At 74.0% G+C, this 25,790-nt stretch carries 31 protein-coding genes and 2 pseudogenes; 15 read left to right on the top strand and 18 right to left on the bottom strand.

The features are described from left to right. Window positions 1-38: 38 nt before the first annotated feature. A complete protein-coding gene (locus AC0B61_RS18045) occupies window positions 39-1,094 on the top strand; it encodes an ABC transporter ATP-binding protein (protein WP_471741654.1) in 1,056 nt (351 codons plus the stop codon). Then, on the top strand, window positions 1,091-1,927 hold the full coding sequence (locus tag AC0B61_RS18040) for an ABC transporter permease subunit (protein WP_471741653.1): 837 nt from the start codon (window positions 1,091-1,093) through the stop codon (window positions 1,925-1,927). Before AC0B61_RS18045 ends, AC0B61_RS18040 begins: the two co-directional genes overlap by 4 nt. Before the next feature lie 74 nt (window positions 1,928-2,001). Here AC0B61_RS18040 and AC0B61_RS18035 read toward each other — a convergent pair whose 3' ends face one another. Continuing rightward, window positions 2,002-2,928, bottom strand: a complete 927-nt coding sequence (locus AC0B61_RS18035) for a LysR family transcriptional regulator (protein WP_471741652.1) — start codon at window positions 2,926-2,928, stop codon at window positions 2,002-2,004. Between the two features lie 174 nt (window positions 2,929-3,102). Here AC0B61_RS18035 and AC0B61_RS18030 point away from each other — a divergent pair, with 174 nt between their 5' ends. Next, on the top strand, window positions 3,103-3,774 hold the full coding sequence (locus AC0B61_RS18030; RefSeq protein WP_471741651.1) for a type 1 glutamine amidotransferase domain-containing protein: 672 nt from the start codon (window positions 3,103-3,105) through the stop codon (window positions 3,772-3,774). 211 nt (window positions 3,775-3,985) lie between these two features. On the opposite strand, the gene AC0B61_RS18025 is transcribed toward AC0B61_RS18030, so the two are convergent. Then, window positions 3,986-5,476 (bottom strand): carboxylesterase/lipase family protein, encoded by a 1,491-nt coding sequence (locus tag AC0B61_RS18025; RefSeq protein ID WP_471741650.1) that lies wholly within the window; start codon window positions 5,474-5,476, stop codon window positions 3,986-3,988. A gap of 121 nt (window positions 5,477-5,597) precedes the next feature. Between AC0B61_RS18025 and AC0B61_RS18020 the strand changes: the two genes are divergently transcribed. Further along, a complete protein-coding gene (locus AC0B61_RS18020) occupies window positions 5,598-6,215 on the top strand; it encodes a TetR/AcrR family transcriptional regulator (protein WP_471741649.1) in 618 nt (205 codons plus the stop codon). Window positions 6,216-6,268: 53 nt separating this feature from the next. Next, the gene (locus AC0B61_RS18015; protein WP_471741648.1) at window positions 6,269-7,369 is read left to right on the top strand and encodes a TIGR03617 family F420-dependent LLM class oxidoreductase; all 1,101 of its coding nucleotides are present in this window, start codon (window positions 6,269-6,271) and stop codon (window positions 7,367-7,369) included. Between the two features lie 50 nt (window positions 7,370-7,419). Here the strand turns inward: AC0B61_RS18015 and AC0B61_RS18010 are convergent, their stop codons facing one another. The 4 genes and pseudogenes from AC0B61_RS18010 to AC0B61_RS17995 form a co-directional block, all read right to left on the bottom strand. Continuing rightward, entirely contained in the window at window positions 7,420-7,647 is a 228-nt protein-coding gene (locus AC0B61_RS18010; protein ID WP_471741647.1) for a hypothetical protein, read from the bottom strand. A 10-nt stretch (window positions 7,648-7,657) separates the two neighbouring features. Beyond that, window positions 7,658-7,975, bottom strand: a pseudogene (locus AC0B61_RS18005) (isocitrate lyase/phosphoenolpyruvate mutase family protein); the annotation flags it as partial. Between the two features lie 46 nt (window positions 7,976-8,021). Then, entirely contained in the window at window positions 8,022-8,891 is an 870-nt protein-coding gene (locus AC0B61_RS18000) for a class I SAM-dependent methyltransferase (RefSeq protein WP_471741646.1), read from the bottom strand. A 336-nt stretch (window positions 8,892-9,227) separates the two neighbouring features. Beyond that, window positions 9,228-9,749 (bottom strand): annotated as a pseudogene (locus AC0B61_RS17995) (PadR family transcriptional regulator); the annotation flags it as partial. A 180-nt stretch (window positions 9,750-9,929) separates the two neighbouring features. Between AC0B61_RS17995 and AC0B61_RS17990 the strand changes: the two are divergent. After that, entirely contained in the window at window positions 9,930-11,297 is a 1,368-nt protein-coding gene (locus tag AC0B61_RS17990) for an MATE family efflux transporter (protein ID WP_471741645.1), read from the top strand. A gap of 98 nt (window positions 11,298-11,395) precedes the next feature. Continuing rightward, entirely contained in the window at window positions 11,396-11,923 is a 528-nt protein-coding gene (locus AC0B61_RS17985) for a DinB family protein (protein ID WP_471741644.1), read from the top strand. Here AC0B61_RS17985 and AC0B61_RS17980 read toward each other — a convergent pair. Together AC0B61_RS17980 and AC0B61_RS17975 are read right to left on the bottom strand one after the other, a co-directional pair. Further along, complete coding sequence (locus AC0B61_RS17980; protein WP_471741643.1) at window positions 11,910-12,119, bottom strand: hypothetical protein; 210 nt, start codon at window positions 12,117-12,119, stop codon at window positions 11,910-11,912. The two genes, AC0B61_RS17985 and AC0B61_RS17980, sit on opposite strands and share 14 nt — an antisense overlap. Window positions 12,120-12,203: 84 nt before the next feature. Next, window positions 12,204-12,794: a TetR/AcrR family transcriptional regulator gene (locus AC0B61_RS17975; RefSeq protein ID WP_471741642.1), complete on the bottom strand. Its 591-nt coding sequence runs from the start codon at window positions 12,792-12,794 to the stop codon at window positions 12,204-12,206. Window positions 12,795-12,870: 76 nt separating this feature from the next. Here AC0B61_RS17975 and AC0B61_RS17970 point away from each other — a divergent pair, with 76 nt between their 5' ends. After that, window positions 12,871-13,059, top strand: a complete 189-nt coding sequence (locus AC0B61_RS17970) for a hypothetical protein (protein ID WP_471741641.1) — start codon at window positions 12,871-12,873, stop codon at window positions 13,057-13,059. A gap of 76 nt (window positions 13,060-13,135) precedes the next feature. Here the strand turns inward: AC0B61_RS17970 and AC0B61_RS17965 are convergent, their stop codons facing one another. Continuing rightward, entirely contained in the window at window positions 13,136-13,315 is a 180-nt protein-coding gene (locus tag AC0B61_RS17965) for an antitoxin (RefSeq protein WP_471741640.1), read from the bottom strand. 283 nt (window positions 13,316-13,598) lie between these two features. Here AC0B61_RS17965 and AC0B61_RS17960 point away from each other — a divergent pair, with 283 nt between their 5' ends. Both AC0B61_RS17960 and lpdA read left to right on the top strand, forming a co-directional pair. Then, window positions 13,599-15,137: a M28 family metallopeptidase gene (locus AC0B61_RS17960; RefSeq protein ID WP_471741753.1), complete on the top strand. Its 1,539-nt coding sequence runs from the start codon at window positions 13,599-13,601 to the stop codon at window positions 15,135-15,137. Window positions 15,138-15,467: 330 nt separating this feature from the next. Beyond that, window positions 15,468-16,874: a dihydrolipoyl dehydrogenase gene (gene lpdA / locus AC0B61_RS17955; protein ID WP_471741639.1), complete on the top strand. Its 1,407-nt coding sequence runs from the start codon at window positions 15,468-15,470 to the stop codon at window positions 16,872-16,874. A 104-nt stretch (window positions 16,875-16,978) separates the two neighbouring features. Here lpdA and AC0B61_RS17950 read toward each other — a convergent pair whose 3' ends face one another. Further along, window positions 16,979-17,314 (bottom strand): GNAT family N-acetyltransferase, encoded by a 336-nt coding sequence (locus AC0B61_RS17950; protein WP_471741638.1) that lies wholly within the window; start codon window positions 17,312-17,314, stop codon window positions 16,979-16,981. Between the two features lie 216 nt (window positions 17,315-17,530). On the opposite strand from AC0B61_RS17950, the gene AC0B61_RS17945 reads away from it, so the two are divergent. Next, complete coding sequence (locus AC0B61_RS17945; protein ID WP_471741637.1) at window positions 17,531-17,875, top strand: DUF3040 domain-containing protein; 345 nt, start codon at window positions 17,531-17,533, stop codon at window positions 17,873-17,875. Here AC0B61_RS17945 and AC0B61_RS17940 read toward each other — a convergent pair. Next, window positions 17,777-18,919, bottom strand: coding sequence for an AI-2E family transporter (locus tag AC0B61_RS17940; protein ID WP_471741636.1), 1,143 nt, complete (start codon window positions 18,917-18,919; stop codon window positions 17,777-17,779). The genes AC0B61_RS17945 and AC0B61_RS17940 overlap by 99 nt on opposite strands. A gap of 453 nt (window positions 18,920-19,372) precedes the next feature. Between AC0B61_RS17940 and AC0B61_RS17935 the strand changes: the two genes are divergently transcribed. Further along, window positions 19,373-19,609 carry a DUF6296 family protein gene (locus AC0B61_RS17935; RefSeq protein WP_471741635.1) on the top strand — a complete coding sequence of 79 codons (237 nt, stop codon included), beginning with the start codon at window positions 19,373-19,375 and terminating at the stop codon, window positions 19,607-19,609. Window positions 19,610-19,672: 63 nt separating this feature from the next. Here AC0B61_RS17935 and AC0B61_RS17930 read toward each other — a convergent pair whose 3' ends face one another. The 5 genes from AC0B61_RS17930 to AC0B61_RS17910 all read right to left on the bottom strand — a co-directional run bounded on the left by AC0B61_RS17930 (window position 19,673) and on the right by AC0B61_RS17910 (window position 21,546). Next, window positions 19,673-19,897, bottom strand: a complete 225-nt coding sequence (locus AC0B61_RS17930; protein ID WP_471741634.1) for a hypothetical protein — start codon at window positions 19,895-19,897, stop codon at window positions 19,673-19,675. Between the two features lie 162 nt (window positions 19,898-20,059). Then, a complete protein-coding gene (locus tag AC0B61_RS17925; protein ID WP_471741633.1) occupies window positions 20,060-20,530 on the bottom strand; it encodes a hypothetical protein in 471 nt (156 codons plus the stop codon). A 195-nt stretch (window positions 20,531-20,725) separates the two neighbouring features. Continuing rightward, on the bottom strand, window positions 20,726-20,911 hold the full coding sequence (locus AC0B61_RS17920) for a hypothetical protein (protein WP_471741632.1): 186 nt from the start codon (window positions 20,909-20,911) through the stop codon (window positions 20,726-20,728). A 79-nt stretch (window positions 20,912-20,990) separates the two neighbouring features. Next, window positions 20,991-21,164: a CsbD family protein gene (locus AC0B61_RS17915; RefSeq protein ID WP_471741631.1), complete on the bottom strand. Its 174-nt coding sequence runs from the start codon at window positions 21,162-21,164 to the stop codon at window positions 20,991-20,993. 88 nt (window positions 21,165-21,252) lie between these two features. Next, the gene (locus AC0B61_RS17910; protein ID WP_471741630.1) at window positions 21,253-21,546 is read right to left on the bottom strand and encodes an SRPBCC family protein; all 294 of its coding nucleotides are present in this window, start codon (window positions 21,544-21,546) and stop codon (window positions 21,253-21,255) included. Window positions 21,547-21,629: 83 nt separating this feature from the next. On the opposite strand from AC0B61_RS17910, the gene AC0B61_RS17905 reads away from it, so the two are divergent. Further along, window positions 21,630-22,331: a TetR/AcrR family transcriptional regulator gene (locus AC0B61_RS17905; RefSeq protein ID WP_471741629.1), complete on the top strand. Its 702-nt coding sequence runs from the start codon at window positions 21,630-21,632 to the stop codon at window positions 22,329-22,331. A gap of 311 nt (window positions 22,332-22,642) precedes the next feature. Here the strand turns inward: AC0B61_RS17905 and AC0B61_RS17900 are convergent, their stop codons facing one another. Then, entirely contained in the window at window positions 22,643-23,053 is a 411-nt protein-coding gene (locus tag AC0B61_RS17900; RefSeq protein WP_471741628.1) for a nuclear transport factor 2 family protein, read from the bottom strand. Window positions 23,054-23,307: 254 nt separating this feature from the next. Between AC0B61_RS17900 and AC0B61_RS17895 the strand changes: the two genes are divergently transcribed. Both AC0B61_RS17895 and AC0B61_RS17890 read left to right on the top strand, forming a co-directional pair. Beyond that, window positions 23,308-24,831 carry a threonine/serine exporter family protein gene (locus AC0B61_RS17895; RefSeq protein WP_471741627.1) on the top strand — a complete coding sequence of 508 codons (1,524 nt, stop codon included), beginning with the start codon at window positions 23,308-23,310 and terminating at the stop codon, window positions 24,829-24,831. Between the two features lie 188 nt (window positions 24,832-25,019). Continuing rightward, window positions 25,020-25,175, top strand: coding sequence for a DUF6131 family protein (locus AC0B61_RS17890; RefSeq protein WP_471741626.1), 156 nt, complete (start codon window positions 25,020-25,022; stop codon window positions 25,173-25,175). Between the two features lie 270 nt (window positions 25,176-25,445). Here AC0B61_RS17890 and AC0B61_RS17885 read toward each other — a convergent pair whose 3' ends face one another. After that, window positions 25,446-25,787 (bottom strand): hypothetical protein, encoded by a 342-nt coding sequence (locus AC0B61_RS17885; protein ID WP_471741625.1) that lies wholly within the window; start codon window positions 25,785-25,787, stop codon window positions 25,446-25,448. Between the last annotated feature and the right edge of the window lie 3 nt (window positions 25,788-25,790).

Raw genomic sequence — 25,790 nt, 5'->3', positions numbered from 1 at the left:
ATGTCGGACGCATCCGTCGCTAGGAGCAGGAGGCGGTCATGCCCGGAAGCGGGAACGGAAGCCACACGGAACGCGGCAAGGAAAGCGGCAAGGAAAGCAGGCCGTCGGCCGGTACCGACCCGGTGATCGAACTGCGGTCGCTCACCAAGCGCTACGGCAGCACGGTCGGCATCGAGCAGCTGGACGTGTCGGTCGCGGCCGGCGAGGTGTTCGGCCTGCTCGGCCCCAACGGCGCGGGAAAGACCACCACCCTGCGCTGCCTCGTCGGCTTGCTCAGCCCCAGCGGCGGCCAGGTTCGGGTGCTCGGCCTGGATCCGGTCGCCGACCACCGCCGGCTCGCCCCCTCGATCGGCTACCTGCCCGGCGAGTTGCGGCTCTACCCCGAGCTCACCGGGCAGCAGACCCTCGACCTGCTCGCCGCCCTGCAGGGCGCCCCGGTGCCGCGCAGGCACGAACTGTGCGAGCGGCTGGCGCTCTCCCGGGCCGACCTGGCGCGCCCGGTCGGCGAGTACTCGCGCGGCATGAAGCAGAAGCTCGGGCTCGTCCAGTCGCTCCAGCACCGGCCCCCCGTCGTGGTGCTGGACGAGCCGAGCGAGGGTCTGGACCCGCTGCTCCAGGAGACCTTCTACGAACTGCTCGCCGACGAGGCCGAGGCCGGGCGGACCGTCCTGCTCTCCAGCCACGTGCTGCCGGAGGTGCAGCGGACCTGCCGCCGGGTCGCCATCGTGCGGCACGGCCGGCTGGTGACCGTCCGCTCGGTGGCCGAACTGCGCCAGGCCCGGGCCCGCCGGGTCCGGCTGCACTTCGCCGACGGGCGGGGCGCCCGCCCGCTCGGTGCCGCCGACCAGTGGTCCCCGCGCTGGGAGGGCCAGCGGGTCGAACTGCTGGTGCCGCCGGACGAGGTCGTCCCGGCCGTCCGCACCCTGCTGGCCGACCTGCCGGTGGCCGACCTGACCGTGGAGGAGGCCGGACTGGACGAGGCCTTCCTCGACCTCTACCGCTCGAACGACGACCCTGGGCCGGAGCACGATCCCCGGCCGGACGACGGCCTGCCGGAAGGCAACCGCCGGCCCGACACCGAGGAGGGGCCGTGACCCCGGGCACCGTCAGCCGCCGACTTCCGCTGGTCTGGCTCGCCCTGCACCGGCGGCGCCGGATGCTGCTCTCGCTGCTGCTCGGCATGGTCGTCTTCGAGACCCTGATCGTGGTGATCGCCGGTACCGTCCCGGCCGGCGAGCTGTTCGGCGCCGCCCGCCGCAACCCGCCCGGCGCCTTCAGGGCCTTCAGCGGATCCAACAGCGACATCTCGATCGCCAGCTACCCCGGCCTGCTCGGCGCCGGGCTCACCCACCCGTTCTGGATCGCCCTCCAGCTCACCGTGATCGGCTCGCTCGGCGCCGCCGCCGTCGCGTCCGACGTCGAGTCCGGCACGATCGAGCTGCTGATGACCCGCCCGGTCTCCCGGCGCCGCCTGCTCGCCGAACGGGCCGGGGCCCTCATCGCCGCCTCGGTGGCGCTCAACGCCGCCGCCACCGTCACCGTCGCGCTCGGCGTCGCGTTCTCCCCGAAGCTGCGCGACGCCGTCCCGGAGAGCGCGGTGTTCACCGCCGGCCTGCTCGGCTGCGCCCTCACGTTCTGCCTGACCGGCCCGGTGCTGGCGGTGTCCGCGCTCAGCCGGCGGCGGGCCCACGTGATCGGCGCGGCCGTCGTCTTCGGCGCGGTCGGCTTCGCGCTCAACTTCGTCGCACTCGCCTGGTCCCCGGCGCGGCCACTGCGCTACCTCAGCCCGTTCCACTACTACGCCCCGGGCGATGTGCTCGGCCACGGCGGTGTGCCGTGGGCGGCACTGGCCGTGCTCACCGGCGTCGGCCTGCTCGGCCTGCTGGCGGCGTTCCGGTCGCTGGAGCGACGCGACCTCGCGATCTAGCCCGACGAGGTCCACGCGGCGGGCCCGCCGGGGGATCCGCCGCTCGGGAGTCCGCCGGATCGCCGTCACCGGCCTCAGTGGTCAGCGCACTGGTCCCACCGGCGGGCCGCGGCGAGAAGGTGTTCGCGGACCAGGGCTACGTGCGGGTCGGCCGAAGCGGCCGGGCGGCGGACGAGGTAGGCGGTGTTGATCGGCGGGTCGGCCGGTTGGTGCAGCAACCGGAGGGCGCCGGAGGCGAGTTCGGCCCGGCACAGGTAGCTCGGCAGTACGCTCCAGCCCGCGCCCGCCGTGACCGCCGCGAGCACCGCCCGCAGGTCGGGCACGGTGACCGCGGCCCGGGCGTGCAGCCGCCGGTCGAAGACGTGCCGCCAGTACCGCCGGGCGATCGGCAGGTCCTCGGCGTAGCTGAGCAGCGGGACCTCCGCGAGGGCGTCGGGCAGTTCCCGGCCGGCCAGCCGCTCGGCCCACACCGGGGCCGCGACCAGGACGAACACCTCGTCGGTCAGCGGTTCGGCGAGCAACGTCCGGCCGCGGGGGCGGCGGGTGGCGACCACCAGGTCGTGCCGGCCGGCCCGCAGTTCCTCCAGCAGCGGGTCGGTCAGCCCGGTGGTCACCCGCAGTTGCACGCCCTCGGCGACCAGCGGTGCGAGCGACGCCAGCAGGACGGTGCCGAGGAACTCCGCCGGCCCGGCGAGGTGGACCGGCTCCGGCACGCCGCCGCCGCGCCCGTCGGCGAGGTCCGCCAGCCGGTCCAGCGGGACCGCCAGGCGGGCGGCGAGGTCGTCGGCGTACGGCAGCGGGCTGACCCCGCGCGCCTGGCGCTCGAACAGCTCCCGGCCGAGCCGCTGCTCCAGGGCGCGGATCTGGGCGGTGATCGTGGACTGGGACAGGCCCATCAGGTGCGCGGCCGCCGTGAAGGAGCCGGCGCGGTGCACGGCGAGGAAGGTCCGGAGGTGGTTGAGGTCCAGCGGGCCGGAGCCCGGCGGCAGCCGATCGCTCATGCCGCGAGCCTAAGGGATCCCGATGGCTCGGCCGCCTGTGGAAGGCATCGGTATTCCGATGGCACGTATCGCGTGGCCCATTGGTTCGCCGGGGCTCGACCGGGCTAGCTTCGACGGCGTGAGCGTCGCGGCGGGGCCGTCGCGGCGGGGACCGCACCCTTGGAGGCACCCACCATGGCTGACATCCTGTTCGTCCTGACCGGCACGGACGTCTGGACGCTGAACGACGGCACCAAGCACCCGACCGGCTTCTGGGCGGAGGAGGCCGTCGTCCCGTACCAGGCGTTCACGGCCGCCGGCCACCGGGTCACCGTCGCCACCCCCGGCGGCGTCGTCCCGGTCGCCGACCGGGCCAGCCTGACCGACCCGGCGACGGCCGAGGCGCTGGAGGCGATCGCCGAGTTCCGGCAGCCGCTCGTCCTGGCCGACGTCGACCCGGCCGACTACGACGCCGTGTTCTACCCCGGTGGCCACGGCCCGATGGAGGACCTGGCGGTCGACGCCGACTCGGGCCGGCTGCTCACCAAGGCGCTGGCCTCCGGCCGTCCGCTCGGCGTGGTCTGCCACGGCCCGGCCGCGCTGCTCGCCGCCCGCACCGAGGACGGCGGCTCGCCGTTCGCCGGGTACCGGCTGACCGGCTTCACCAACGCCGAGGAGACCCAGGCCGGCCTGGCGGACCGGGCGCCCTGGCTCCTCCAGGACCGGCTGGTCGGCCTCGGGGCGGACTTCGAGGAGGGCGAGCCCTGGGCGCCGCACGCGGTGGTGGACCGCAATCTGGTGACGGGCCAGAACCCGGCCTCCTCGGCCCTCACGGCCGCCGAGCTGCTGAAGCTGCTGGCGGCGTAGCGGCGGCGGGTCACGCGGCTGCCGCGTCGTCCCGATCGCCGCACTCTCCGGAGGGCCCGTCCGGTTCACGAGAACCGGGCGGGCCCTCGGGCCGTCACCCAGCGTCCCCGCGAGACGTCGTGGGCAGAGCGCCCGGTGTACCGGTGTGCGCCGCTGCGCATCGGAGGCGTGGCACCTGTGGCGTGCGGTGGCGCCCCGTGGCGTCCGCGGGTCAGCTGAGGTCGAAGGCGGTGAGGGGGTGCCCCGCCCAGATCCGGCGGGAGGCCTGTTCGGGGTAGCGGACGGTCTGCGAGCGGGCGTCCAGGACGCGGGTGAGTTGCTCGTCCGGGTCGAAGGCGGGCCAGCCGGGGTCGCCGGTGGTGGCGAACCGGACCCAGGCCTGCTGGAGCTCCTGCGAGACCCGGACGGCTTCCGGCGTGGGCTGGTCGCCGAGGAAGTGCCGGCCCATGGGGCTGTCCAGGGTGCCGAACGCCAGTGGCACGTCGAGGCCGTGGCAGGCGCCGAACGCGCCGCCGAGGGCGGGGGCGGGCAGGGCCAGCTCGAACAGGTGGGAGGTGCCGCCGGCCGCGGTGTTGGCCTCGGCCAGCCGGAGGGTGGACATCCGGAACAGGGCGTCGGAGTTGACGGTTCCGAGCAGGTCCGAGGCGGTGGCCCCCGGGTGGGCGGCGCGGTAGTCGGCCGGCCCGGACGGCGACGGGGCGAACAGGTCCAGCGCGCGGCGGGCCTCCTCGTCGGTGAAGGTGCGGTGCCGACCGCTGAGGACGCTGAACAGCTGGAACTCGTCGCGGGTGTGACCGATGAGCAGGTCGACGCCGTCGGCTCCACCGGACTCGAGCCTGGACCAGGGCGTGGCGGGCAGGACCTCGCCGTCGACCACCGGGACGGTGGCGATGCCGCTCTGCGCGAGCCGGCCCCAGCGTGCGAGGTGCTGCGGGAGCGCGGCGCCGAGGTCGGTGACCGCCGCGGCCAGGCGCCAGGGGTCGACCTCGGCCAGCGCGGCGGCCGTGGCGGCGGTGCCGAGCAGCTTCGCCAGCTCGGCGGTGACCTCGGCCGCCAGCGCCGGGGTGCACAGGGTGCCCGGGACGGTGTGGGCGATGGCGCGCCGGAACAGCCCGCGTGCCGCGCCCATCGTCAGCAGTGCGGCGACCGACCCGGCGCCCGCGGACTGCCCCGCGACGGTCACTCGGTCGGGGTCGCCGCCGAACCTGGTGATGTTGCGCCGCACCCACTGCAGTGCCGCGACCTGGTCGAGGAAGGCCCGGTTCGCCGGGGCGCCCTCCAAAAGGGCGAACCCCTCCGCGCCCACGCGGTAGTTGACGGTCACGACGACCAGCCCGGCCCGGGCGAGTCCGGTCGGGTCGTACAGGGGGTCGCCCGACGTCCCCGAGATGTAGCCGCCGCCGTGGATCCAGACCAGGACCGGTAGCCCCGCCTCGCCCGGGTGCGGGGTGCAGACGTTGAGTGTGAGCCAGTCGGTGCCCCCGGTCGACTCGGCGGGCATCGGACCGGACTGCGGGACTGCGGGGCCGAAGGCGAGGGCCCCGCGGACGCCGTCCCAGGGCTCGGGTGGGGCGGGGGCGGCGAAGCGGAGCGGTCCGACCGGGGGCTGGGCGTAGGGGATGCCGCGGAAGACCGCGAGTTCCCCGTCCAGGAAGCCGCGGACGGTTCCCTCGCGGGCGCGGGCGACAGGCTGCGTGAGCATGGGACGCTCCCTTGTCCTAGGAGAGGCCTTCAGCGTTATCGGTCAGATGTATTATGTCAAGCGTATGGGAAAGATGCGGCGGGAAGCCCGTCTGGGACAGACCTCGGAGGAGTGACAGGCCATGCCCAAGCAGGTGGACCACCAGGAGCGCCGCGAGACGATCGCCCGGGCGCTGTGGCGGGTCGTGGAGCGGCGCGGCGCCACGCACCTGACAATGCGCGAGGTCGCCCAGGAGGCGGGCATCTCACTCGGGCAGCTCCAGCACTACTTCACCTCGCGCGCGGCGATGCTCTCCTTCGCCATGGACTTCGCCGGCGAGCAGACCGCGCTGCGGGTCGCCGGGGCCCTGGGAGGGCTCGGTGAACCGCCGCACCCGCGCGACGTGCTGCGCGTGATGCTGGTCGAACTGCTGCCCCTGCACGCCGACGCGCGCGCGACCAGCCGGATGAGCGCCGCCTACGTGCTGGAGGCGCTGCACGACGAGGAGGTCCACGCGCGGGCGCGCGAAGGCCTGCTGCAGGGGCGGGCGATGGTGGAGCAGGTGGTCCGCCAGGCGATCGCCGACGGGCACCTCGCACCGGACCGCGACCCGGCGGTGGAAACGGACCTGCTGCTCGCGCTCACGGGGTTCACCACGCTGCTGGAACTGCGCGTGGTCGAGCCCGCCGCCGCGCTCGCCGCCGTCGACCGGTACCTGGACCGGCTGTTCGAGACGACAGGCGGGCCGGGCCCGCGCTGACGGCATGGGAGGCTACCCGGGTAGCGCCGCAGCACGCGATCAGGAGCACCGCCATGGACCGACCAGCCGCCGCACTTGCCGCAACCGCACCAGCGGCACCAGAGGCACCGGCCGCACCGGCCGACCTGCGCCTCGACGCCATCGTTTCCGGGCACCCCGCAGGGATCCTGGCGGCCGCCGAGCGGGCCGAACGCCGGGGCACGGACCGGCTGGTGGTCGCCGAGACCGCGTACGACCCGTTCCTCCAGCTCGCCCGCGCCGCCGACCGCACCTCCTCGATCGAACTGGCCACCGGTATCGCGGTGGCCTTCGCCCGTACTCCGATGACGCTCGCCTACCAGGCGTGGGGGCTGCACGCGGCCTCCGGCGGACGGGCCGTCATCGGGCTCGGCTCGCAGGTCAAGCCGCACATTGAGAAGCGGTTCGGGATGCCCTGGGACCGTCCGGCCGCCCGGATGCGCGAGTACGTGCACGCGGTGCGCGCGATCTGGAACAGCTGGCAGACCGGTGAACGGCTGCGCTTCCGGGGCGAGTTCTACACCCACACGGTCATGACGCCGGTCTTCTCGCCCGACCCCGTCCCGTCCGGGATCCCCCGGATCCTGCTCGCGGGCGTCGGACCGCTGATGACCCGCACCGCCGGAGCGGTGGCCGACGGCTTCCTGAGCCACCCGTTCACCTCCACCGGGTACCTCGCCGAGCAGGTGCTGCCCGGCCTGGCCGAAGAACGGGCACGGGCCGAGGCGGAGGGTGCCGCGTGGACGGCGCGGCCCTTCGAGGTCGTCGGCACCGTCCTCACCGCGACCGGCCGCACCGAGGAGGAACTGGCGGCCAACCGGGCCGCGACCCGCGAGCGGCTCGCCTTCTACGCCTCCACGCCGGCCTACCGTCCGGTGCTGGCGCAGCACGGCTGGGAAGGGCTGCAGGAGGAGTTGCACACCCACTCGGTGCGCGGGCGGTGGGCGGAGATGGCCGCGTTGATCGACGACGAGGTGTTCGACACCTTCGCCGTGTCCGGCCCGGTGGAGGACGTCGCCCGGGAGATCCACCGCCGGTACACGGGCCTGGTCACCAGGCTGTCCGTCAGCCTGCCCGACGATGCCGACCCGGAGCTGGGCCTGGACGTGCTGGACGCGGTGCGCGCCCTGCACTGACCGCCGCCGCGTTGCCCCCGCCGGCGCAGCACCTGGGCCGCGCCGGGGGATCATCCGGGCGTCCGCGGCGCGCCCGGCCCGGTGAGTGCGGTCGGGGCGTGTGCGGCGAGCGCCTGTTCGTCGAGTACCTGTTCGTCGGGCTCCTTTTCGTGGGGTGCCTGTCCGCCGAGCTGAGCGGTGGTTCCGGCGATGGCCGGCGCTCGGGACCAGCGGCCGGCGAGGACCGTGCCGACGACCAGCTGGAGCTGGTGGTAGAGCATCAGCGGCAGCACCAGCACTCCCGCCTCCCCGCAGGATGTCGTGCTCGTCGGTGGCGTCGGTGCGGGCGACCACCACCAGGTCCGTCCGGTTGGAGAGGACGAGCTCCAGCTTCTCCAGGTACTCCTCCAGCGGGAGGACCAGCTTGCCGTCGGCGTGGCCGCAGCGGCGCGGCCGCTTCTGGTCCTCCAGGATCACGCCGGACGCACCGATGCGTTCGAGTCGGCGCACGACGTGGCAGGCCACCTCGGGATCGACGTAGCCGTCGTCGATGTCGACCAGCAGGTGGTGCCGGGGGAAGGCGCCGCGCAGCCGTTCGACGAAGCCGACCATGTCGGGCCAGGCGAGATGCCGAGGCCCGGACCCACCGGGCCCGGGCCTCGGCAAGGGCGGGTCAGGCGCTCGGCACCGGCGGCACGGCACGCCGCTCGCGCAGCGTCCGGAGCATCCGGCGAGTCGCCTTGGTGGCGACCGGCGGCAGCAGCTCCAGTGCCAGCCGGCGCGGGGTCGAGCGCTGGACCGGGGGCTTGACCTGGTAGTTGAGGCGCAGCACGGGGGCCCCGGCGATGGTGTCCTCGTCCACGGTGTAGCCGCCGGCCCGCCAGTCCCGCTCCAGCAGGGCCTCCCGGGCGGCCGCGGCGTCGCCCCAGGTCCCGTAGAACTTCATCGGGGTGAGCAGGACCGGACGCAGGCCGCCGGTGAAGACCGCCTCCCAGACGGCGGCAGACACGCCCGGAGTGTGCTCGGACCGGTAGTCGTCCAGGGCGACGAGGCCGTTCTCGGCGAGTGCTGCCCGCGCCACGGCGATGTCCCCGGCGACGTGTTCGTACAGGTGGGAGGCGTCGACGTGGACGAAGCGGCAACTGCCCGCCGGGATCCGGCCGTCGGCCAGCACCGAGGTGGGCGCCTGCACGATCTCGGGCAGTTCGGGGTGGAAGGCGAGGTAGTTGCCCTCGAAGGCGCTGCGGGTGAGCGTCTTCCGGTAGGACATGGCCATCTCGGCGGCGTTGTCCTCGTCGCCCGCCTCGGAGTCGAACAGGTCGCAGACCGTCAGTCGCTCGCCGGGCCGCAGGTGGTCGCCCAGCAGGACGGCGCTGCGGCCCAGGTAGCTGCCGAGCTCCAGGATGTCGCCGCTGACGCCGGCCGCGCTCTGGGCGGACAGCAGGTGTCCGAAGGCGGCCCGGTCGAGACTGAAGAACCAGCCGGGGATGTCGTCCCGCCTCAGCGGTGCGGGACGGGCGGCTGCGGTCGCGGCAGTGGGCACGGCGGCCTCCAGGGGGACGGCGGGGCGCGGTGGCGGATCACGCCGCGGAGGGGACGCCGAGGACGTGAGGCGGATCATCATAGCCACGCCGGAGCCCGGTGGAACCAGGTGCGGAAGGGCCTGATTCCGGCCGCCCCCTCTGCCGTTCGGCAGGGGCGCGGATACGTGTCTCCGCTACCGGTTCCCCGGACCGGCCTAGTGCCTGGTGGTGGCCGGTTCGGCGGGGTCGTCCGGCCCGTGCGGCCACCCCGAACGCTCGAATGATTCGACCTGTCCGAGCCGTTCCGGCCGTGCCGCCTCGTCTGCCTCTTCCCCCTGTTCCGCCGGCGCCGGCCGCTCCAGTTCCTCGATGGTCCCGGTAAGCCAGGCCCGCTCGGCCGACGAGGAGGCCCGGGCGACGAGCAGCATCCCGCGCCGGAAGGGGTTCGGCTCACGCTCGGCGGTGACCGGACGGCCGGCGCCGTCGAAGAAGAAGCTGCTGGGCGCGGCCAGGAAGGCGAGGCGGCGTCGGAGGACGGCGGCCTGCCGGGGCGGGTCGGCGAGGTGGTGGAGGAACGCGGCGAGCGTGAAGAAGCGGATCTGGTCGGTGATCTCGGCCTGTTCCGGATCGGCCAGTCGTCGGAGCAGTTCGGCCCGTCCCTCGCCGGTGAGTTCCAGGGTCTGGCGCGGTGCGGCACCGGTACCCGGCTCGGTGTGGCGGGACAGCAGGCCGGCCTTCTCCAGCCGGGCGATGGCCGGGTAGAGCGCGCCGTCGCTGACCGGGCGGACGTGGCCGGTCAGGCCGGTGATCCGGGACTTCAGCTCGTAGCCGTGCAGCGGCTGGTCATAGAGGAAGCCGAGGATCGCGAGGGTCAGCACGGTCGGAGCCCTTCGGTCGGAGTGCGCCCGGTGGAGCGGCCATATTACCTCTTGTCGATGTGCCTCGAAGCGATGTATCTCTATTCGAGGCTGCCTCGGAGATTGTCCTTCGAGGCTGTCCTCCGGGATCGACCGGTGGCCCCGCCGACGGCGGCGGGCGACCGAAACAGGGGGGGAACCATGCGCGGGCAACTGCACCGGCTCACGGCACTGGCCGTACCCGTTTACGCGGAACTGCTGTCGGGGGTGATCGCCTCGGTGGTCGGCACGCTCTGGGTGGCCGGCCTCGGCGGGGCGGCGGTCGCCGCCGTCATGTTGGCAGGCACCGTCGAGAACCTGCTGCTCGGGCTCGTCCTGGTGGTCGGCTCCGGCACCAGCGTCCGGCTCTCCCGCGCCCTCGGTGCGGGCGACCCCGCCGAGGCCGCCCGCACCACCCGCGCGGCCTGGCGGCTCTGCGCCGTGGGAAGCCTCGCGCTCACGGTGCCCGGCTTCCTGCTGCGTGACCGGCTGGCGGGTGCCTTCCTGGACGGCGAAGCCGCCGCCCGAGCCGCCGAGTACTTCACCGTCGCCTTCCCGGCCTTCGCACTGTTCTTCGGTCAGCGCATCGCCGACGAACTGTTCAAGGGCGCGGGCGACACCCGTACCCCGATGCGAATCGCCCTATTGTCCAGCGCGCTGCTGCTCCTCCTCGACCCCCTGCTCGTCCTCGGCCCCGGGCCGCTGCCCGCCCTCGGTGTCCCGGGCGCCGCACTGGCCCTGGCGGCCTCGCGGGCGATCGCCTTCGCCGTCACGCTACGTCTACGGCGACGGCTGCGGACGCGAGGGCACGGGCGGCCGCACCAGCCGACGGGCGGCGGCCCCGGGGGCGCGGGCAGCGCCGCGATGCGGATCGTGCGCGCCGGAGCGCCGTTCGGCCTGGACTTCACCGCCCGGATGGCCGTCGGTACGGCCCAACTCGGGCTCGTCGCGGGCTTCGGCGTCGCGGCGGTGGCCGGGTACGGGGTCGGTTACCGCGTCCTGCTCGTCGTCACCATGTCCTTCTACGCGCTGCGCCAGGCCGCCGCGATCGAGGCGGCCCGTCTCACGGGCGCGGGGGAGACCGCCGCGTTGCGCACCCTGCACCGCGCCACCGGACGCCTCGCCACCGGTCTCGGCTCGGTGGCCGCGTTGCTGTCCGTGGCGCTCGCCGTCCCGCTGACCGCGCTCTTCACCGACGACCGGGCGGTGGCCGCGCAGTCCGTGGGCTTCCTGCGGATGGCGGCGCTCTACCTGCTCCCGTATGCCCTGGTGGTGGCCATCGGCGGGGTCCACCAGGCTGCGGGCGCGGCCCGCCCGCTGGTGGTTTCCGTCCTGTTCGGCCTCGGCGCCCAACTCGCCACGTCGGCGGTCCTGTCCGGGCCGCTGGGGGTGCCGGGCGTCTGGCTCGGACCGGCGGCGGGGGCGGTGGTGCAGCTCGTCCTGCTGTCGGTCCTCGTGCGGCGTCAGAAAGCATCGGCGTCGGCACCCGTCGCGGTCGGCGGGGCCCGGGCGCTTCGGCGGGTCGAGTGAACGGGGGCGGCGGCCCGGTCGGTGCCCCAACTCGCCGCCGAGGACGAGGCGGAGGCCTGCGCGCGGCGAATCCCGTCGGCTGTGCCAGAGTGGCGGGCATGGCACTCACTCCGGACGGGCGGTCCATCCCGCCTCCGCATGCCGACGAACGCGCCACGCTGGAAAGCTGGTTGGAGTTCCAGCGGGCCACCCTCGCCGGCAAGGTCACCGGTCTGGACGATCGGCAGGTACGACGGGCCGCCGTGCCTCCGTCGACGATGACTCTGCTCGGCCTGGTGCAGCACCTGGCCGAGGTCGAACGCACCTGGTACCAGCGGGTGTTCGCCGGCCGGGACGTCCCGCCGGTGTACGGCGCGGACAACGCGGACGGCTACCGGCTGGACCCGGCGCACGGGCTGGTCGAGGCGCTGGCCCGCTGGCAGGCGGAGGTCGAGCTGGGGCGGGAGCTGACCGCCGGGGCGTCCCTGGACGCGGCCGGTCCGCTCTCCGAGCAGGCCGCGGCGGTGGTCGGCTCGGAGACGGTCTCGCTGCGCTGGATCCTGGTGCACCTGATCGAGGAGTACGCCCGGCACAACGGCCACGCCGACCTGCTCCGCGAGTGCACCGACGGCGTCACGGGCGTGTGACGGACTCCCGCGCCGCCGCGGTGACCGTGGCCGTCACCGCGCCGTAGCCGCCGCCGAGCAGGAGGAAGCAGGTCGCGATCGCAGCCGTGCCTGCCCCCGGCCCGAGCCGGGCGGTGAGCAGCGCGCCCCAGGTGGCGAGCGCCCCGCGGGCGGCACCGCTCGCGGTCGCGATGATGCAGGTCGCGCTCGAGGACAAGCCACGGCCAGCACGGTGGAGGACGGCCGGGCGACGGTCAGCGCAGCGCCGTCGAGGGCGGCCGGCCGGTTTGGCGCCCCGACGTCACCGTGCGGCCGGGCCGAGGTGGGCGTCCAGGGCGGCGCGCAGTAGCGGCTCGACGTCCTGACTGCCGGTGACGAGCCGCAGGCTGCCCCGGGCGCGCAGCTGGGCGAGGCCGTGCAGGTTGGACCAGAGGGCGGCGGTCGCGGTGGCCGGATCGTCCGACTGCGGGTGCACCTCGGCGACCAGTCCGACGAGGGTCAGGAAGAGCGGCAGTGTGGTCCGGCGCAGCTCGACACCGCTGCCTTCCAGCAGGTCGTGACGGAACATCAGCTCGAACATGCCGGGGTTGGCGGTCGCGAAGCCGAGGTAGGCGCGGGCGAGCGCGTCGAGGCGGGTGCGGGCGTCGGCTCCCGTGGTGGCGGCGAGGGCGTCGGCGCCGGCCAGCGTGTCGGTGAGGCGCCCGAAGCCCTGCTGCGCGATGGCGCCGAGCAGCTCGCGGTGGGTGGGGAAGTAGCGGCGGGGCGCTCCGTGCGAGACCCCGGCGTGGCGGGCGATTTCGCGCAGCCCGAGCGCCTGGACACCGCCCGTGGCCACCAGCTCGACGCCGGCGGCCACGAGTCGGGCCCGGAGGTCTCTGTCGTGGTCGGTCATGGACACTGTCTACCAGCGTTCCGTAGACAGTGTCTACTTCTCGCCCCGACGAGGATGCCCGGGCAGAATCGGGAGCATGGACGAAGGCGGCGAGTCGGTCTGCTGGCTGGACCGGGTGTGCCCGGAGTGCGGACGGCTGCGCGAGCGGCCGGGGCCGCAACCGTGCGAGCACTGCGGCGCCTTCGACAGCACGGTCGCCGAAAACGACGGCGTCGACGGGAGCGATGACGCGGGGAGCGCACACCCCGAGCAGCTCGACGGCTGAACCCCGGCCCGGCCGAACGGCCGGACCGGGGCGGTGGACGCGGAGCGGGCCGTAGCCCGCCGCCGGAAGGACCGGCCTACTGCGGCGGCTGCTGGTCGCGGAACTGGTTCTTCAGCTGCTCCTGGGCAGTGTCCACCTGGCCGCTGTACTTGCTCTGGGTGCGTTCGTCGACGGTGTCGCCCGCCTTGTCGACGGCCTTGTCGGCCTGCTCCTCATGGCCCTTCAGCAGGTTCTTGAGCTTATCCATCATGGACATGTGGTCACACTCCTGGATGAGACGGCCCCACTCCTCCAATATCACCGCGCATCCCCCGGCGCGCATCCCGCAGGGCGCGCGGCGGGCTTGGCAACGCGATTCCGCTCCTGTCAAATCGGGAGTTCACGGCCCGTCGGAAGGAGTCGCCTTGAAGCTGCGCACCCGTCGATCGACCTCCCCGCCCGACCGTTCGTCCCCGCTTGACCGCTCCCCCTCGGACGACCGCTCGACCCCGACAGCGCGCCCGCGCACCGCCGCCACCCGGCGCCGCGCGGGCGCCGCACTGACCGTGGCTGCCCTGGCCGCCCCGCTGCTGCTGGCCGGTGCCGGGAGCGCCGCCGCGGACCCGGATCCGGCGCGCAAGGGTGCCAGGCTGGCCGCCTGGCTGGTCGCGGCCGCCGACGCCGGCGACGCGCACGACACGCTGGCCGCGCTGCAGCGGATCGCCGACCGCAACGGCGGTACCCGGGTGGCCGGTTCGAAGGGGCACGACCAGTCCGCGCAGTACGTCTACGAGCAGGCGCGGCGGGCCGGCCTCAAGGTGTCGAAGCAGGAGTTCGAGTACGTCTTCTTCGGCGCCCGTGCGCAGCGCCTCGACGTGGTGTCCCCGAAGGCCGAGTCGGTGCCGGTGATCGCCATGACGTACTCGGTGAGCGGCCCGGACGGGGGCCTGACGGCCGAGTTGGCGGTCGCTCCGGTCAGCGCCGCCACCGGCTGCGCGCCCACCGACTTCCCGGCGGGCGCGTTCACCGGCCGGATCGCGCTGATCCGGCGCGGCGGGTGCAGTTTCGCCCAGAAGCAGGCCGCCGCCGGGGCCGCGGGCGCGGCCGGGGCGATCATCTACAACAACACCGACGGCGACCTCAACGGCACCCTGGGGGATCCGACGGCCGGCAAGGTGCCGACCGGCGGGATCACCGCGGCTGCCGGTGAGGCCCTGGCCGCCGAAGCCGCCGCCGGGCCCGTCAGGGTGACCCTCGACATCCGTACCGTGATGGAGCCGCGCAAGACCTGGAACGTCATCGCCGAGACCCGCGGCGGCGACCCGGCGAACACCGTGATGGTCGGTGCGCACCTCGACTCCGTCCCGGCCGGGCCGGGCATCAACGACAACGGCTCCGGCAGCGCCGGCATCCTCGAAGTCGCACGGAACCTCAGCGTCCATCCGGTGAAGAACAAGGTCAGGTTCGCCTGGTGGTCCGCCGAGGAGTTCGGCCTCAAGGGCTCCGAGGCGTACGTCGACTCACTGTCCGAGACGGACCGGAAGAAGGTCCGGCTTTACCTCAACTTCGACATGATCGCATCCCCCAACTACGCGCAGTTCGTCTACAACGGCTCCGGCAGCACCGGCGGCGGCGCGGGCCCGGAGGGATCGGCGCAGATCGAACAGGACATCACCGGCTACCTGGACGGCCGCCGCCTGCCGCACGACCCGTCCGCCTTCAACGGCCGCTCCGACTACGGACCGTTCATCGACGCGGGCATCCCGGCCGGCGGCACCGACACCGGCGCCGAGGTGATCAAGTCCCCGGATCAGGCGGCACGTTACGGCGGCACGGCGGGCACCGCCTTCGACGCCTGCTACCACAAGGCCTGCGACGACCTGGGCAACCTCGACATGGCGGCCTTCGACGTGAACATCGACGTGATCGCCCACGCCGTCGGCACCTACGCCTGGGACCTGTCCTCACTGCAGCGGCCCGTACCGGCTCAGCGCCCGGCCGACAAGACGCCGGCCGAGAAGGCGCCGGCCACGGCGGCCCCGAGCGGCTCCGGTATCGGCGTCGGGGTCGGCGGCCACGCCCACGGGGTGACGGCCTGACGCCCGGGTGGGCCCGCTGCCGTCCTCGGGCGGCGGGCCCACCCGGGGCACCAGGCCCGCCAGGCCCACCGTGACTGCCGTACCCGCCGCCCCACCCGCCGTACGCGACATCGCCATGCGCTTCCTCCCCTCCGCCATCGCCCCTGGTAGCCGCCAGCGCGGTCGCCGTGGCGGTCGCCGTAGCAGGGGCCACTGACGTCGATCCGCCTCGGTGCCTGTACGGTGCCGCGCGGAGCACATCCGCCGAGACCCGGTGGGTGCGCCGGGCACGGTCCTGCCACCATGGGACCGAGATCACGAGACCGTGACACCCTCGGAGGAGTCAGCAAGATGAGCACGCACTACGACGTCGTCGTCCTCGGCGCGGGCCCCGGCGGCTACACCGCCGCCGTCCGTGCAACGCAGCTGGGCCTGAAGACCGCCGTCATCGAGGCCAAGTACTGGGGCGGCGTCTGCCTGAACGTCGGCTGCATCCCCTCCAAGGCCCTGCTGCGCAACGCCGAGCTGGCCCACATCTTCACCAAGGAGGCCAAGACCTTCGGCATCAAGGTCGAGGGCAAGGTGACGTTCGACTTCGGCGAGGCGTTCCGCCGCAGCCGTGCGGTGGCCGACGGCCGGGTCAAGGGCGTCCACTACCTGATGAAGAAGAACGGCATCACCGAGTACGACGGCTGGGGCACCTTCGTCGACGACCACACCCTGCAGGTCGCGCTCAGCGGCGGTGGTTTCGAGGTCGTCACGTTCGACCACTGCATCATCGCCGCCGGCGCCACCACCCGTCTGCTGCCCGGCACCAGCCTGAGCGACCGCGTGGTCACCTACGAGGAGCAGATCCTCACCGAGGAGCTGCCGGAGAGCATCATCATCGCGGGCGCCGGCGCGATCGGCGTCGAGTTCGCGTACGTGCTGCACAACTACGGCGTGAAGGTCACCATCGTCGAGTTCCTGGACCGGATGGTGCCGCTGGAGGATGTCGAGGTCTCCACCGAACTCGCGAAGCAGTACCGCAAGTTGGGCATCGAGGTGCTGACGTCCACCCGGGTGGAGTCGATCGATGACAGCGACCCGAACGCCAAGGTGCGCGTCACCGTCACCAAGGACGGCGAGCAGAAGGTGCTGGAGGCCGACAAGGTGCTCCAGGCGATCGGCTTCGCACCGCGCGTCAACGGCTACGGCCTGGAGAACGCCGGGGTCAAGCTGACCGACCGCAACGCCATCGCGGTGGACGGCCGCGGCCGCACCAGCGCCGAGCACATCTTCGCGATCGGCGACGTGACCGCCAAGCTGATGCTCGCGCACGCCGCCGAGGCGATGGCCGTGATCGCCGCCGAGACCATCGCCGGGGCGGAGACCATGGAGGTCGACTTCGCCATGATCCCGCGCGCCACCTACTGCCAGCCGCAGATCGCGTCCTTCGGCTACACCGAGGCGCAGGCCCGCGACCTGGGCTACGACGTCAAGGTCGCCAAGTTCCCGTTCACCGCCAACGGCAAGGCGCACGGGCTCGGCCACCCGATCGGCTTCGTCAAGGTGATCAGCGACAACGAGCACGGCGAGCTGCTCGGCGCCCACCTGATCGGCCCGGAGGTCACCGAGCTGCTGCCCGAGCTGACGCTGGCCCAGCAGTGGGACCTGACCGTCCACGAGGTCGCCCGCAACGTGCACGCCCACCCGACCCTGGGCGAGGCGGTCAAGGAGGCCATCCACGGCCTCGCCGGGCACATGATCAACATGTGACGCACCGGCCCTGGCACCCGGCCGCGCCCCGTCGAGCACTCGCTCGGCGGGGCGCTTCGGGGCGCGGCCGGCGCGCGCTTCAACGCTCTTCGGGCCGCGTCCGGTCAGTACAGCTGGGTGCGCAGCCAGGCCTTGACCTCGGGGGTCACGGGGTCGGTGACGTCCTCGAACTCCTCGTGCTTCAGGAGGAACTTGGCCACGTACGGGCAGATCGGCACGATCCGCTTCCCGGTCGCGCGAACGTCGGTCAGCGCCTCCTGGACGAGGCGCGAGGCGAGGCCCTGGCCGGCGAAGGCGTCGTCGATCTCGGTGTGGAAGAAGACGCGCTGCTCCGCGTGGTCCCGATACTCGGTGAAGCCGGCGAGCTTGCCGTCCACCAGGATCTCGTACCGGTTCCGGTCGTCCGCCCGCTCGACGACGCTGCTGCTGGGGGTGGTCACGGTGGGCCCTTCGGTCGTACGGAATGTCGCTGAAGTCGATCATCGGCATCCTGCCAGGCCGCCCCCGCCCGGACCATCCCGCCTCCCGTACGGCGGGGTCCTCCCTCCTACCGCCCTCCCTCCTACCGCCCTCCCTCCTACCGTCCTCCCTCGTACCGCCCTGCCCTGCGGTTGGGCCCGGGCCCGTGTGGGCAGCCGCGCACCGGGGGAGCGGAGGTGACAGCGATGGACGGGCCGGGGCTTTCGCGCCGGGAGCAGCGGATCCTGGCGGAGATCGAGGACGACCTGCGGGCGGACGGCCGGCTCGACCGGGCGCTGCGCACCATGCGCGAGGGGCCCGCTCGGATGGGGGGCCGCGTGACGCGGGCCGTGGTCCGCGTGCTGCTCCGCCTGCCGGTCTCCGTGCTGTCGGTGCTGCTGGCGGTGTCGGCGGGCCTGTTGCTGGTGAGCGCCGACGCGCATTCACCCGCCGCGCTGGCCGCCTTCAGCCTGGTCTGGGCGCCGACGCTGGTCCTTTCGGCCGCGCGGCTGATCGCCCACCGCAGGGGCACCCCCCGGTGAGCGTCGACGCGGTCGGTGGTCCCGCAGGTCACGGAGCTCGCCGAGCACGGCCCAGGCGACCGACACCACCGGCACCGCGACCACCGCGCCCAGGATGCCCGCCAGGACGGCGCCGCCGGCCACCGACAGGGCGATGACCACCGGGTGGATCCGCACGGACCAGCCCAGCACCAGCGGGTGCAGCAGGTGGCCCTCGATCTGCCCGATGATCACGATCAGGGCGAGTACGAGAAGGGCGATCACCGGGCCGCGGGCGGCCAGCGCGACCACGGAGGCGATGGCCAGCGCGATCGGGGAGCCGATCAGCGGGACGAGGGCCGCCACGAACTCCAGCACCATCAGCGGCAGGACCAGCGGCACCCGGAGGACGGCCAGCGCGATCCCGACCAGCACGGCGTTGGTCGCCGCGACGATCAGCACCCCGCGGGTGTAGCCCGCGAAGGTGCGCCAGGCGGCGCGCCCGGCCCGGTCCCAGACCGTCCGGCTGCGGGCCGGGAGCTGCCACTCCGCCCAGAGCCACATCCGGTCGCCGGAGTGCAGGAAGAACACCGAGCAGAACACCGAGAGCGCCAGTCCGGTGACCAGTTCGACGACCCGGCCGGCGCCGCTGAGCGCTGTGCTGACCAGTGCCGCGCGGTGTGCTGACACGAACTCGCCGATCTTGGACCGCAGATCGGTGACGGTACCTGGCCGCAGGTGGAAGGGGGCGCCGGTCGCCCAGTGGTCGATCCGGCCGAGGCCGCCGCGCAGTTCGTCGCTCAGCCGGCTCCAGTCGGCCGCCACGTTGGTACCGACCAGGGTCAGTACCCCGCCGACCACCGCGATGGTGCAGAGCAGGGCCAGCAGGACACCGAGCGAGCGGGGCATCGCGCGGGCCAGGAGGTCGACCAGCGGGCGCAGCACCGAGGTGATCACCAGCGCCACGAACAGGGCGGTGACGAGCAGTTCGAGCCGGGTGAGGACGTCGACCACCAGGTAGGCGCCGACGCCGAGCAGGCCCAGCCGCCAGGTGTAGCCCGCCGCCGTGCGCAGCCCGGTGGGCACCCGCTCCACGGACGACGGCCGGCTCGCCCGGCCCGCCCCCGGCCCGGACCCCGCCCCGGCCCGGCGCGGTGCCACCCGCGGACGGCGGCTGCCGAGCGGCACGGGACGCCGGGCCGGCCTCCCGCCGTTCATCCGGCCGAGCCGGCCGACGTGCCGACCCGGCCGACCGCGTCGCCGACCCGGTATCCGACGCCGACCGCTGTGCTGTCCATGGAAGCCTCCCGGACGGAAGTCCTGACTCTCTGCGTCTCTCCGGGCCGGGTCCTCGTACACCTTCGGACCGCGTCCGAGTGCCCGTGCCCCGCACGTGTGACCGTGTCAGGCCTGGGCAGACGCACATCCGGAGTCATCTGCCGCACGGTCGCCCCGCCGGGGAAGCGGGCCATCCGTGTACAAAGCCGATGGGCGGGGAGGAGAATCGGTCACGCAGGGTGGGGGTAGAAGGAGGCAGTCATGACAAGCCTCGTTCACCGCTATGCGGTGACACTCCCCGGCCCGGTCGGTGGGCACGCGCCGCCGGCCGTCGTCGTGGTCCGCGAGACGCACGCCGTGGGGCCCGGCGGGGGTGTCGTCTGGGAGAGCGCGGACGGCGGACTCCGGGTGGAGATCACCGGCGGCGTGGCCACCGTCCTGCAGGCCCCCGGCCTCGGCAACATGCACCCGTGCCTGCTGGCCGTGCCGCTGCCGTAACCGTCGACGAGGCCTGTCAGCGACGGCCGCAGCGGACGCCGCAGCGCATGCGGTAACGGGCCGTTACCCCGCGCTGGCCGCCAAGGCGTCGCGCACGGTGACCAGGCAGGGATCGCAGTACCGGTCCGGCCCCGCCGAGCCGATACTGTCCCCCGCCGGGACGACCCGCTGGGACGGTTCGAGGAACCGCCCGCACAGCGAGGACGTCGCGTCGTCCTTCGCCACCACGTGCCACACCACCGCGGGCGGGGACACCGCCGGATCGTGCTCGGCCCACATCTCGTACACGGCGTTACCTCCGGATCGCTGGGGCTCGGTCAGTCCATGCAAACCCGCGGTCGCGCGAACGGCCACCGGGCCAGACCCGGTGGGATGGTCATGCCCTCCGGCGCCGTCCTGACCGTCCGTGGCGGGGCCCGTGGCCCGGGCGGACCCGGCTTGCGGACCTGCCTACCCACGAGGTCCGAGCCGCAGCCGTACGGCCAGCTGAAGGCCCTGCTCCTCGCGGCGCACCTCGTGCGTCGGGCAGAGGCCGACGAGCGCGCGCAGCACCCGTTCGACGTCGTCGGGGCCGCCCAGCAGTTGCGCGCCGAGGTCGCCGGGCAGGGCGATCGGCCGGCCCGGTACGGCCTCGTGGTGTGCGTCGAAGGTCTGCGAGAGGCTCGCTGACGGGCTGCGGCTGTGCGACGGGCCGTGCGCCGTGGTGGGCGTGACGGCGTCGTGCCGGGGTTCGGCCACCACCCGGGTGCCTTCGGAGGTCAGGGTCGGCGGGTCCTCCCACACGTTGCCGATCCGGGTCCGCCCGCGCCCGGTGTGCGTCGGAAAGGCGGCTTCCAGCGCGTCGAGCACCGCCTCCGCCGTCTCCTGCGGGTCGGCGGCGACCCGGACGAGCACATGGCCGGCCGCCAGGGGCATGCCCATCGATCCCACCTCCTGTCGCCGACCGCCGACGGCGGCTCGCTTCCTCCGTTCTACGGCCCCCGGCTCCGGGTGCGCACCCCGAGCGCCGGAAGGGCCCGAAGCGCCGCCTGGGACGCGCTCCCGATGCGTGGACACCGCCGGACCCATGGAGGGTCCGGCGGTGTCCACGCATCCCGGGCGTCCGCCGGGCTTCGTTCAGTCGGGCGGCTCGTCCGGTGAGGGTTCGGAGGCCGGGTCGGTGGGCTCGTACTCCGGGCCGTCCTGCCGGCCCTTGGCCTCTTCTGATTCGGGTGGCGGCGCGCCCTCGCCGGTCATCCGGGACTCGGGGGTCTCGACGGGGACCGGGGGGTCCTTGGGCACGGGCTCGTGTGGGTCGCTCATGGGGTTCGCCTCCTCGGCCGGGCGGGGCGGGAGCACGGACACCCGGTGGCCGCCCGGGGGAGGGCGGCCGGGTGTCCGGTCAGTCCTTGCCGACGTCCTTGATCTTCTCGCCGGCCTGCTTGAGGTCGCTCTTCGCCTGGTCGGCCTTGCCCTTCGCCTCGACCGTGCGGTCACCGGTGGCCTTCCCGGCGGCTTCCTTGATCTTGCCGCCGGCCTTCTCGGCCATGTTGCGCATCTTGTCGTCGGTGCCCATGGCAGCCGCTCCTCTCGACGTCGGGGCGCGGGTTCGCCCCGGGCGGCGTCTGCCCGGGGTGCCGGGTTCCATGCCTCGTGGGCCGGGGTCAGTTGGGCTGGTGCTGGGTGCGGGCTTCCGCTGTGGTCTTGAGGTCGTGCAGCCAGCCGTCGAGTCCCTGGCGACAGGATCGCGGTCGCGGCGGGCACGTTCGCGTCGACCTGGGGCCGGTGTGGGTCTCCTCGGTGCGGACCAGGACGCCGCCGTCGACCTCGGTGAAGTTCCACACATGGACGCCGTCGATGCGCAGCCCTTCGGCGACGGCCGGGCCGGTCCAGCGGATGCAGGAGCCGGGCCGCAGCTGCCGGACGGTCGAGGTGATGTCCAGGGCGCGGACGGTCAAGGGGGTTGGTGATAGCCTCTAACGAAAGCGTGGGCATGTAGTCATACGGACCCGGGAAACGGGCAGGGGGAAGCGGGCAGACCATGGCGAGGACGGGCGGAGGCACCCCGAGAGAGCGCTATCGCTCCCAGGTGCGCGAAGAGGTCAAGAAGCATGCCTGGGAGCAGATCGCCACGGCGGGTGCCTCCGCGCTCTCCCTCAACGCGATCGCCAAGCGGATGGGCCTGAGCGGCCCCGCGCTCTACCGCTACTACGCCGGCCGCGACGAACTGATCACCGAACTCGTCCGGGACGCGTACCGCAGTCTCGCCGACACCCTCGCCGCGGCCGCGGCTGCGGGGGCCGGCCTCGCCGACCTCGCCCGCGCCCTCCGGGGCTGGGCCCTGGCGGACCCCCAGCGGTACTTCCTGGTCTACGGCACCCCTGTCCCCGGATACCGCGCGCCCGGGGACACCACCGCCATCGCCGACGAGATCATGCGCACCCTGCTGAACGCCTGCGCGGCACGAGCCCAAGGCAGCCCCGACGACCTGGGCGGCCCGACCGACGCTCGCGACCCGGAGGCGTCCTTCGCCGCCCACCTGGACACCCGCCGGGACTGGGCCGGCGACCACTCGGCCCCCTCCGCCGTGTTGCACCGGTTCCTGGTCCTGTGGACCCGCCTGCACGGCGTCCTGTCACTGGAGCTCGCCGGGCACTTCACCGGCATGGGCTTCCAGCCCGCCCTGCTCTTCGAGGCCGAGCTGGACAGCCTGCTGGCCCCCGGGTCTGACAACCGGGTCTGACCACCGGGACCGGGCGGCCCCGCCTGGCCGGCTCGGGGGCGCCGGGGCTCAGGCCTGCCCGGGGTGCGACTCCGGTGGCGGCGCCGGATCGGGATCCGGGAACGGCTCGGGAGACGGGAACGGCGGGATCGGCGGGGGAGCCGGATCGGGCCCGCCGGGCCCTGGGGCGGGGTAGGGGTGGGGGATCGGCTGGGTGTCCGGATCCGGGGGAGTCGGGATGGTCATCGCGCACACTCCTCGTCGAGGTCGTCGCGCGGCCGCGTGTACCCGGTGACGGCGCCACGAATCCCGGGAAGGCCGGTCGCCGACCGCTACGAAGCCTCGCCGGGATCCGGGAAGGAGTGGTGCTCGTGCGTCACCAGCCAGCGCCCATGCGCCTTGCGTAGTCCGACGGTCAGCCGCAGCCGCTGCGCCGGACGGTCGGCGAAGTCCTGCGGGGTGCCGCAGCGCAGCAGGGCGTGCGCGAAGGCGACGTCCGCTCCGGCCGTCACCTCCAGTTCCTCGATCTCGAACGAGGCGCCCTGTGCCTGCCACTCGAAGAACGGCGGCCAGGTCGCCCGGTACGCGTCGAGGCCGCGCACGCCCTCGTACGGCGGGGGCACGTCGAACATCACGATGTCCGCGGCGTGGTCGGCGACGACCCGGTCGAGGTCGCCCGCGTGGACCGCCGCGGCCCAGTTCCGGATCAGGTCGGTGACCTGCTCCTCGTCGTTCTTGGCCATGGTCGGGATGGTAGGCGCACTCCAGCGCCCCGGCCGGTTCGGAGAACGGGAGCCCCGGCCGGTTCGGGAGTGGGCGCCCCGGCCCCGGTGCGGCCGTCCGTCCGAGGTCGGCACGCACGGAGGGATGGGGCGTGTACGGCCTGTCGCACTCCGTTTCGGACGGGTGCGCAAGGCTGCGGGGCGTTCACCGAACCATCACTCCGGGTAGTTGATCAGCTGCAAAGAGTGGATGGGGGTGGGACCAGGGAGTCGCGATGTCGGAACACGATCAGCTCGGCATGCCCGCCGGCCCGGACGGGCGTGCGGCGCGGTCCGAGCGGGTGCCGCCCCAGGCCCCGGCACCCGGAGAGCGCGCCGACGACGGTCGGCCGCACCGCGGCGTCGCCGGCGCCGAGGCCCCCTGGCCCGACCGGATGCTGCCGCTGCTGCGCACGCCGACGGCCGACCGCCGGCTCGCACCGGCCCCCGCGGGCGCGGAGCCGCCAGGAGCCGCCGAGCCGGCCCGCGTCCTGGAGCTCGCGCTGCTGGTGGGCGAGCTGCTGCTGGCCAGCGGCGAGGCGGCCGAGGACGTGGAGGCCGCCATGCTCGCCGTCGCCAGGGCCTACCGGGTCCACCCGTGCGACCCGCAGGTCACCTTCACCCGGGTGGCGATCTCGTACCAGCCGGGCTCCTCCGAGCCGCCGCTGACCGCCGAGTGCTCGGTGCGCCGCCCGGCCGGCGACTACGCGCGGCTGGCCGCCGTCTTCCGGCTGGTCACCGAGATCACGGCGGGCGGGATCGCCGTCCGCGACGCCCACGACCGCCTGATGGCCGTGCACCGGCACGGCCGCCGCTACTCCGCCCGGGTGGTCCTGCTCTGCTGCGGTCTGCTGTCCGGGGCCGCGACGCTGCTGGTCGGCGGCCGCACCGATGCCCGCGCCTGGCTGGTGTTCGCCAGCGCCGTCGTCGCGGCCCTGGCGGGCGACCGGCTCTCGGCGCTGGTGGCGCGCCACGACCTCCCGCCCTTCTACCAGTTCGTGGTGGCCGCGGCCCCGGCCGCCGTGATCGGCATCCTGCTGTCGTTCAACGGACTGCACCTGCGCGGATCGGTGGTGATCACCGGCGGGCTGTTCGCGCTGCTGCCGGGCTGGCCCATGGTGGCGGCGGCCCAGGACGGCCTGGCGGGCTTCTACCTCACCGCCGCCGCGCGCCTGCTCGAAGCGCTGTACCTGATGACCGGCGTGGTGATCGGGGTGATGACGGTGCTGTACGTCGGTGTCAACAACGGCGCGGACCTGGCGGCGCAGGTCGCCCCGGCGGGGGCGGTCAACCCGCCGCTGCAGCTCACCGCGGCGGTGCTGCTCACCCTGGCGTTCGCGGTGCTGCTGAACACCGAGCCGGGCACGCTGCCCGCGGTCATGCTGAACAGCGCGGCCGGCTGGACGACGTACGGGGTGCTGGCCAACGCCGGCGCCGAGCCGATCCTGGCCACCGGCCTGGCCGCCGGGCTGGTGGGGCTGTCCGGCCAGCTCATGGCGCGCTGCCGGGGGAGCTCCGCCCTGCCGCACGTCACGGCGGCGCTCGGGCCGCTGCTGCCCGGGTCGGTGCTGTACTTCGGGATGCTCGCCTTCGTCCGGGGCCGGCCCGAGATCGGGCTGAGCGGCATCGGACGCGCCGGCGCGATGGCGATGGCCCTGGCCATCGGCGTGAACCTGGGCCGGGAGCTGGCCCGGCTCTTCCTCCCCGCGCCGCGCGCCGTCCCGTCGGCCCGTCGACCGGGCGGCCGCCACCGTCGGTGACGGACGGGTTCGAACCGGCGGCGGCCGATCGGTTTGCGCGGCCGCCGTCGCGGTAGACGCGCAGACATGGACGGGGCCGCGAAGGACGGCCCCTCCGCCCCGGGAGCGACCTCGGTCCGTCGCAGACGGACCGCCGGGGCCGCCCATCGGCATCCGCCCCCATCGACCTCTCAACCAGGGAGACTCCCGTGATCGTCCTCGGTGTCATCCTGCTCATCATCGGCTTCGTCACCGGCATCTCGATCCTCTGGACCATCGGGATCGTGCTGCTCGTCATCGGCCTGGTCCTGTGGGTCGCCGGCGCCCTCGGACACGCCATCGGCGGACGCCGTCACTACTACTGAACCGACGGGGGCGGAGGACGAGGACCCGACCTCGGACGCCTGAACCCAAGTGAACCCAACCCGGACACCTGAGCCCGGGCCCGACCCCGGGCCCGGGCTCGACGGCGTTCAAGCGACAACGCGCTCAACGCAGCAGTGCGGCGGAGCAACTCGGCGGTGGTCGGCCCGGCGTCGGCCGGATGCCGCAGCTGCTTGCCGACGATCACGCTGTAGTGGTCGGCGCGGCCCCGTCGAGGTCCGGGCCGGTCGGCCCTCCCCAGGCATGGCCGGTCAGGGGCACTCCTCGTGGAGGCCGCACAGCCAAGCGAGCGCCTGGTGGGCGCCGAGGGCGTAGGTGTGGTCGGCCTCCTCGGCCAGTGCCCGGCGGAGGCCGACGGCGGCGGCCTGGCACTCCGCCAGCAGCTGCGCCCGGCAGGGCCCGTTCGCGCCGACCGCGGCGGCGGCGGTGACGGGCGCGGCGATCTGCGCGCCGGCGGCCCAGCGGTAGGCCCCCAGCACGCCGTGCTCGAAGCCGGTCCAGGGGCGGGGCCGCCGGTTGGCCGTGTCGATCGCGGCGAACACCTCGTCCAGCGGGCGCACTCCCACGGCCGGGATCGTCTCGTCACTGGTCATGTC

This window comes from Kitasatospora sp. NPDC023385 (assembly GCF_055664045.1).
This window is presented reverse-complemented; position numbering and strand designations above follow the sequence as displayed.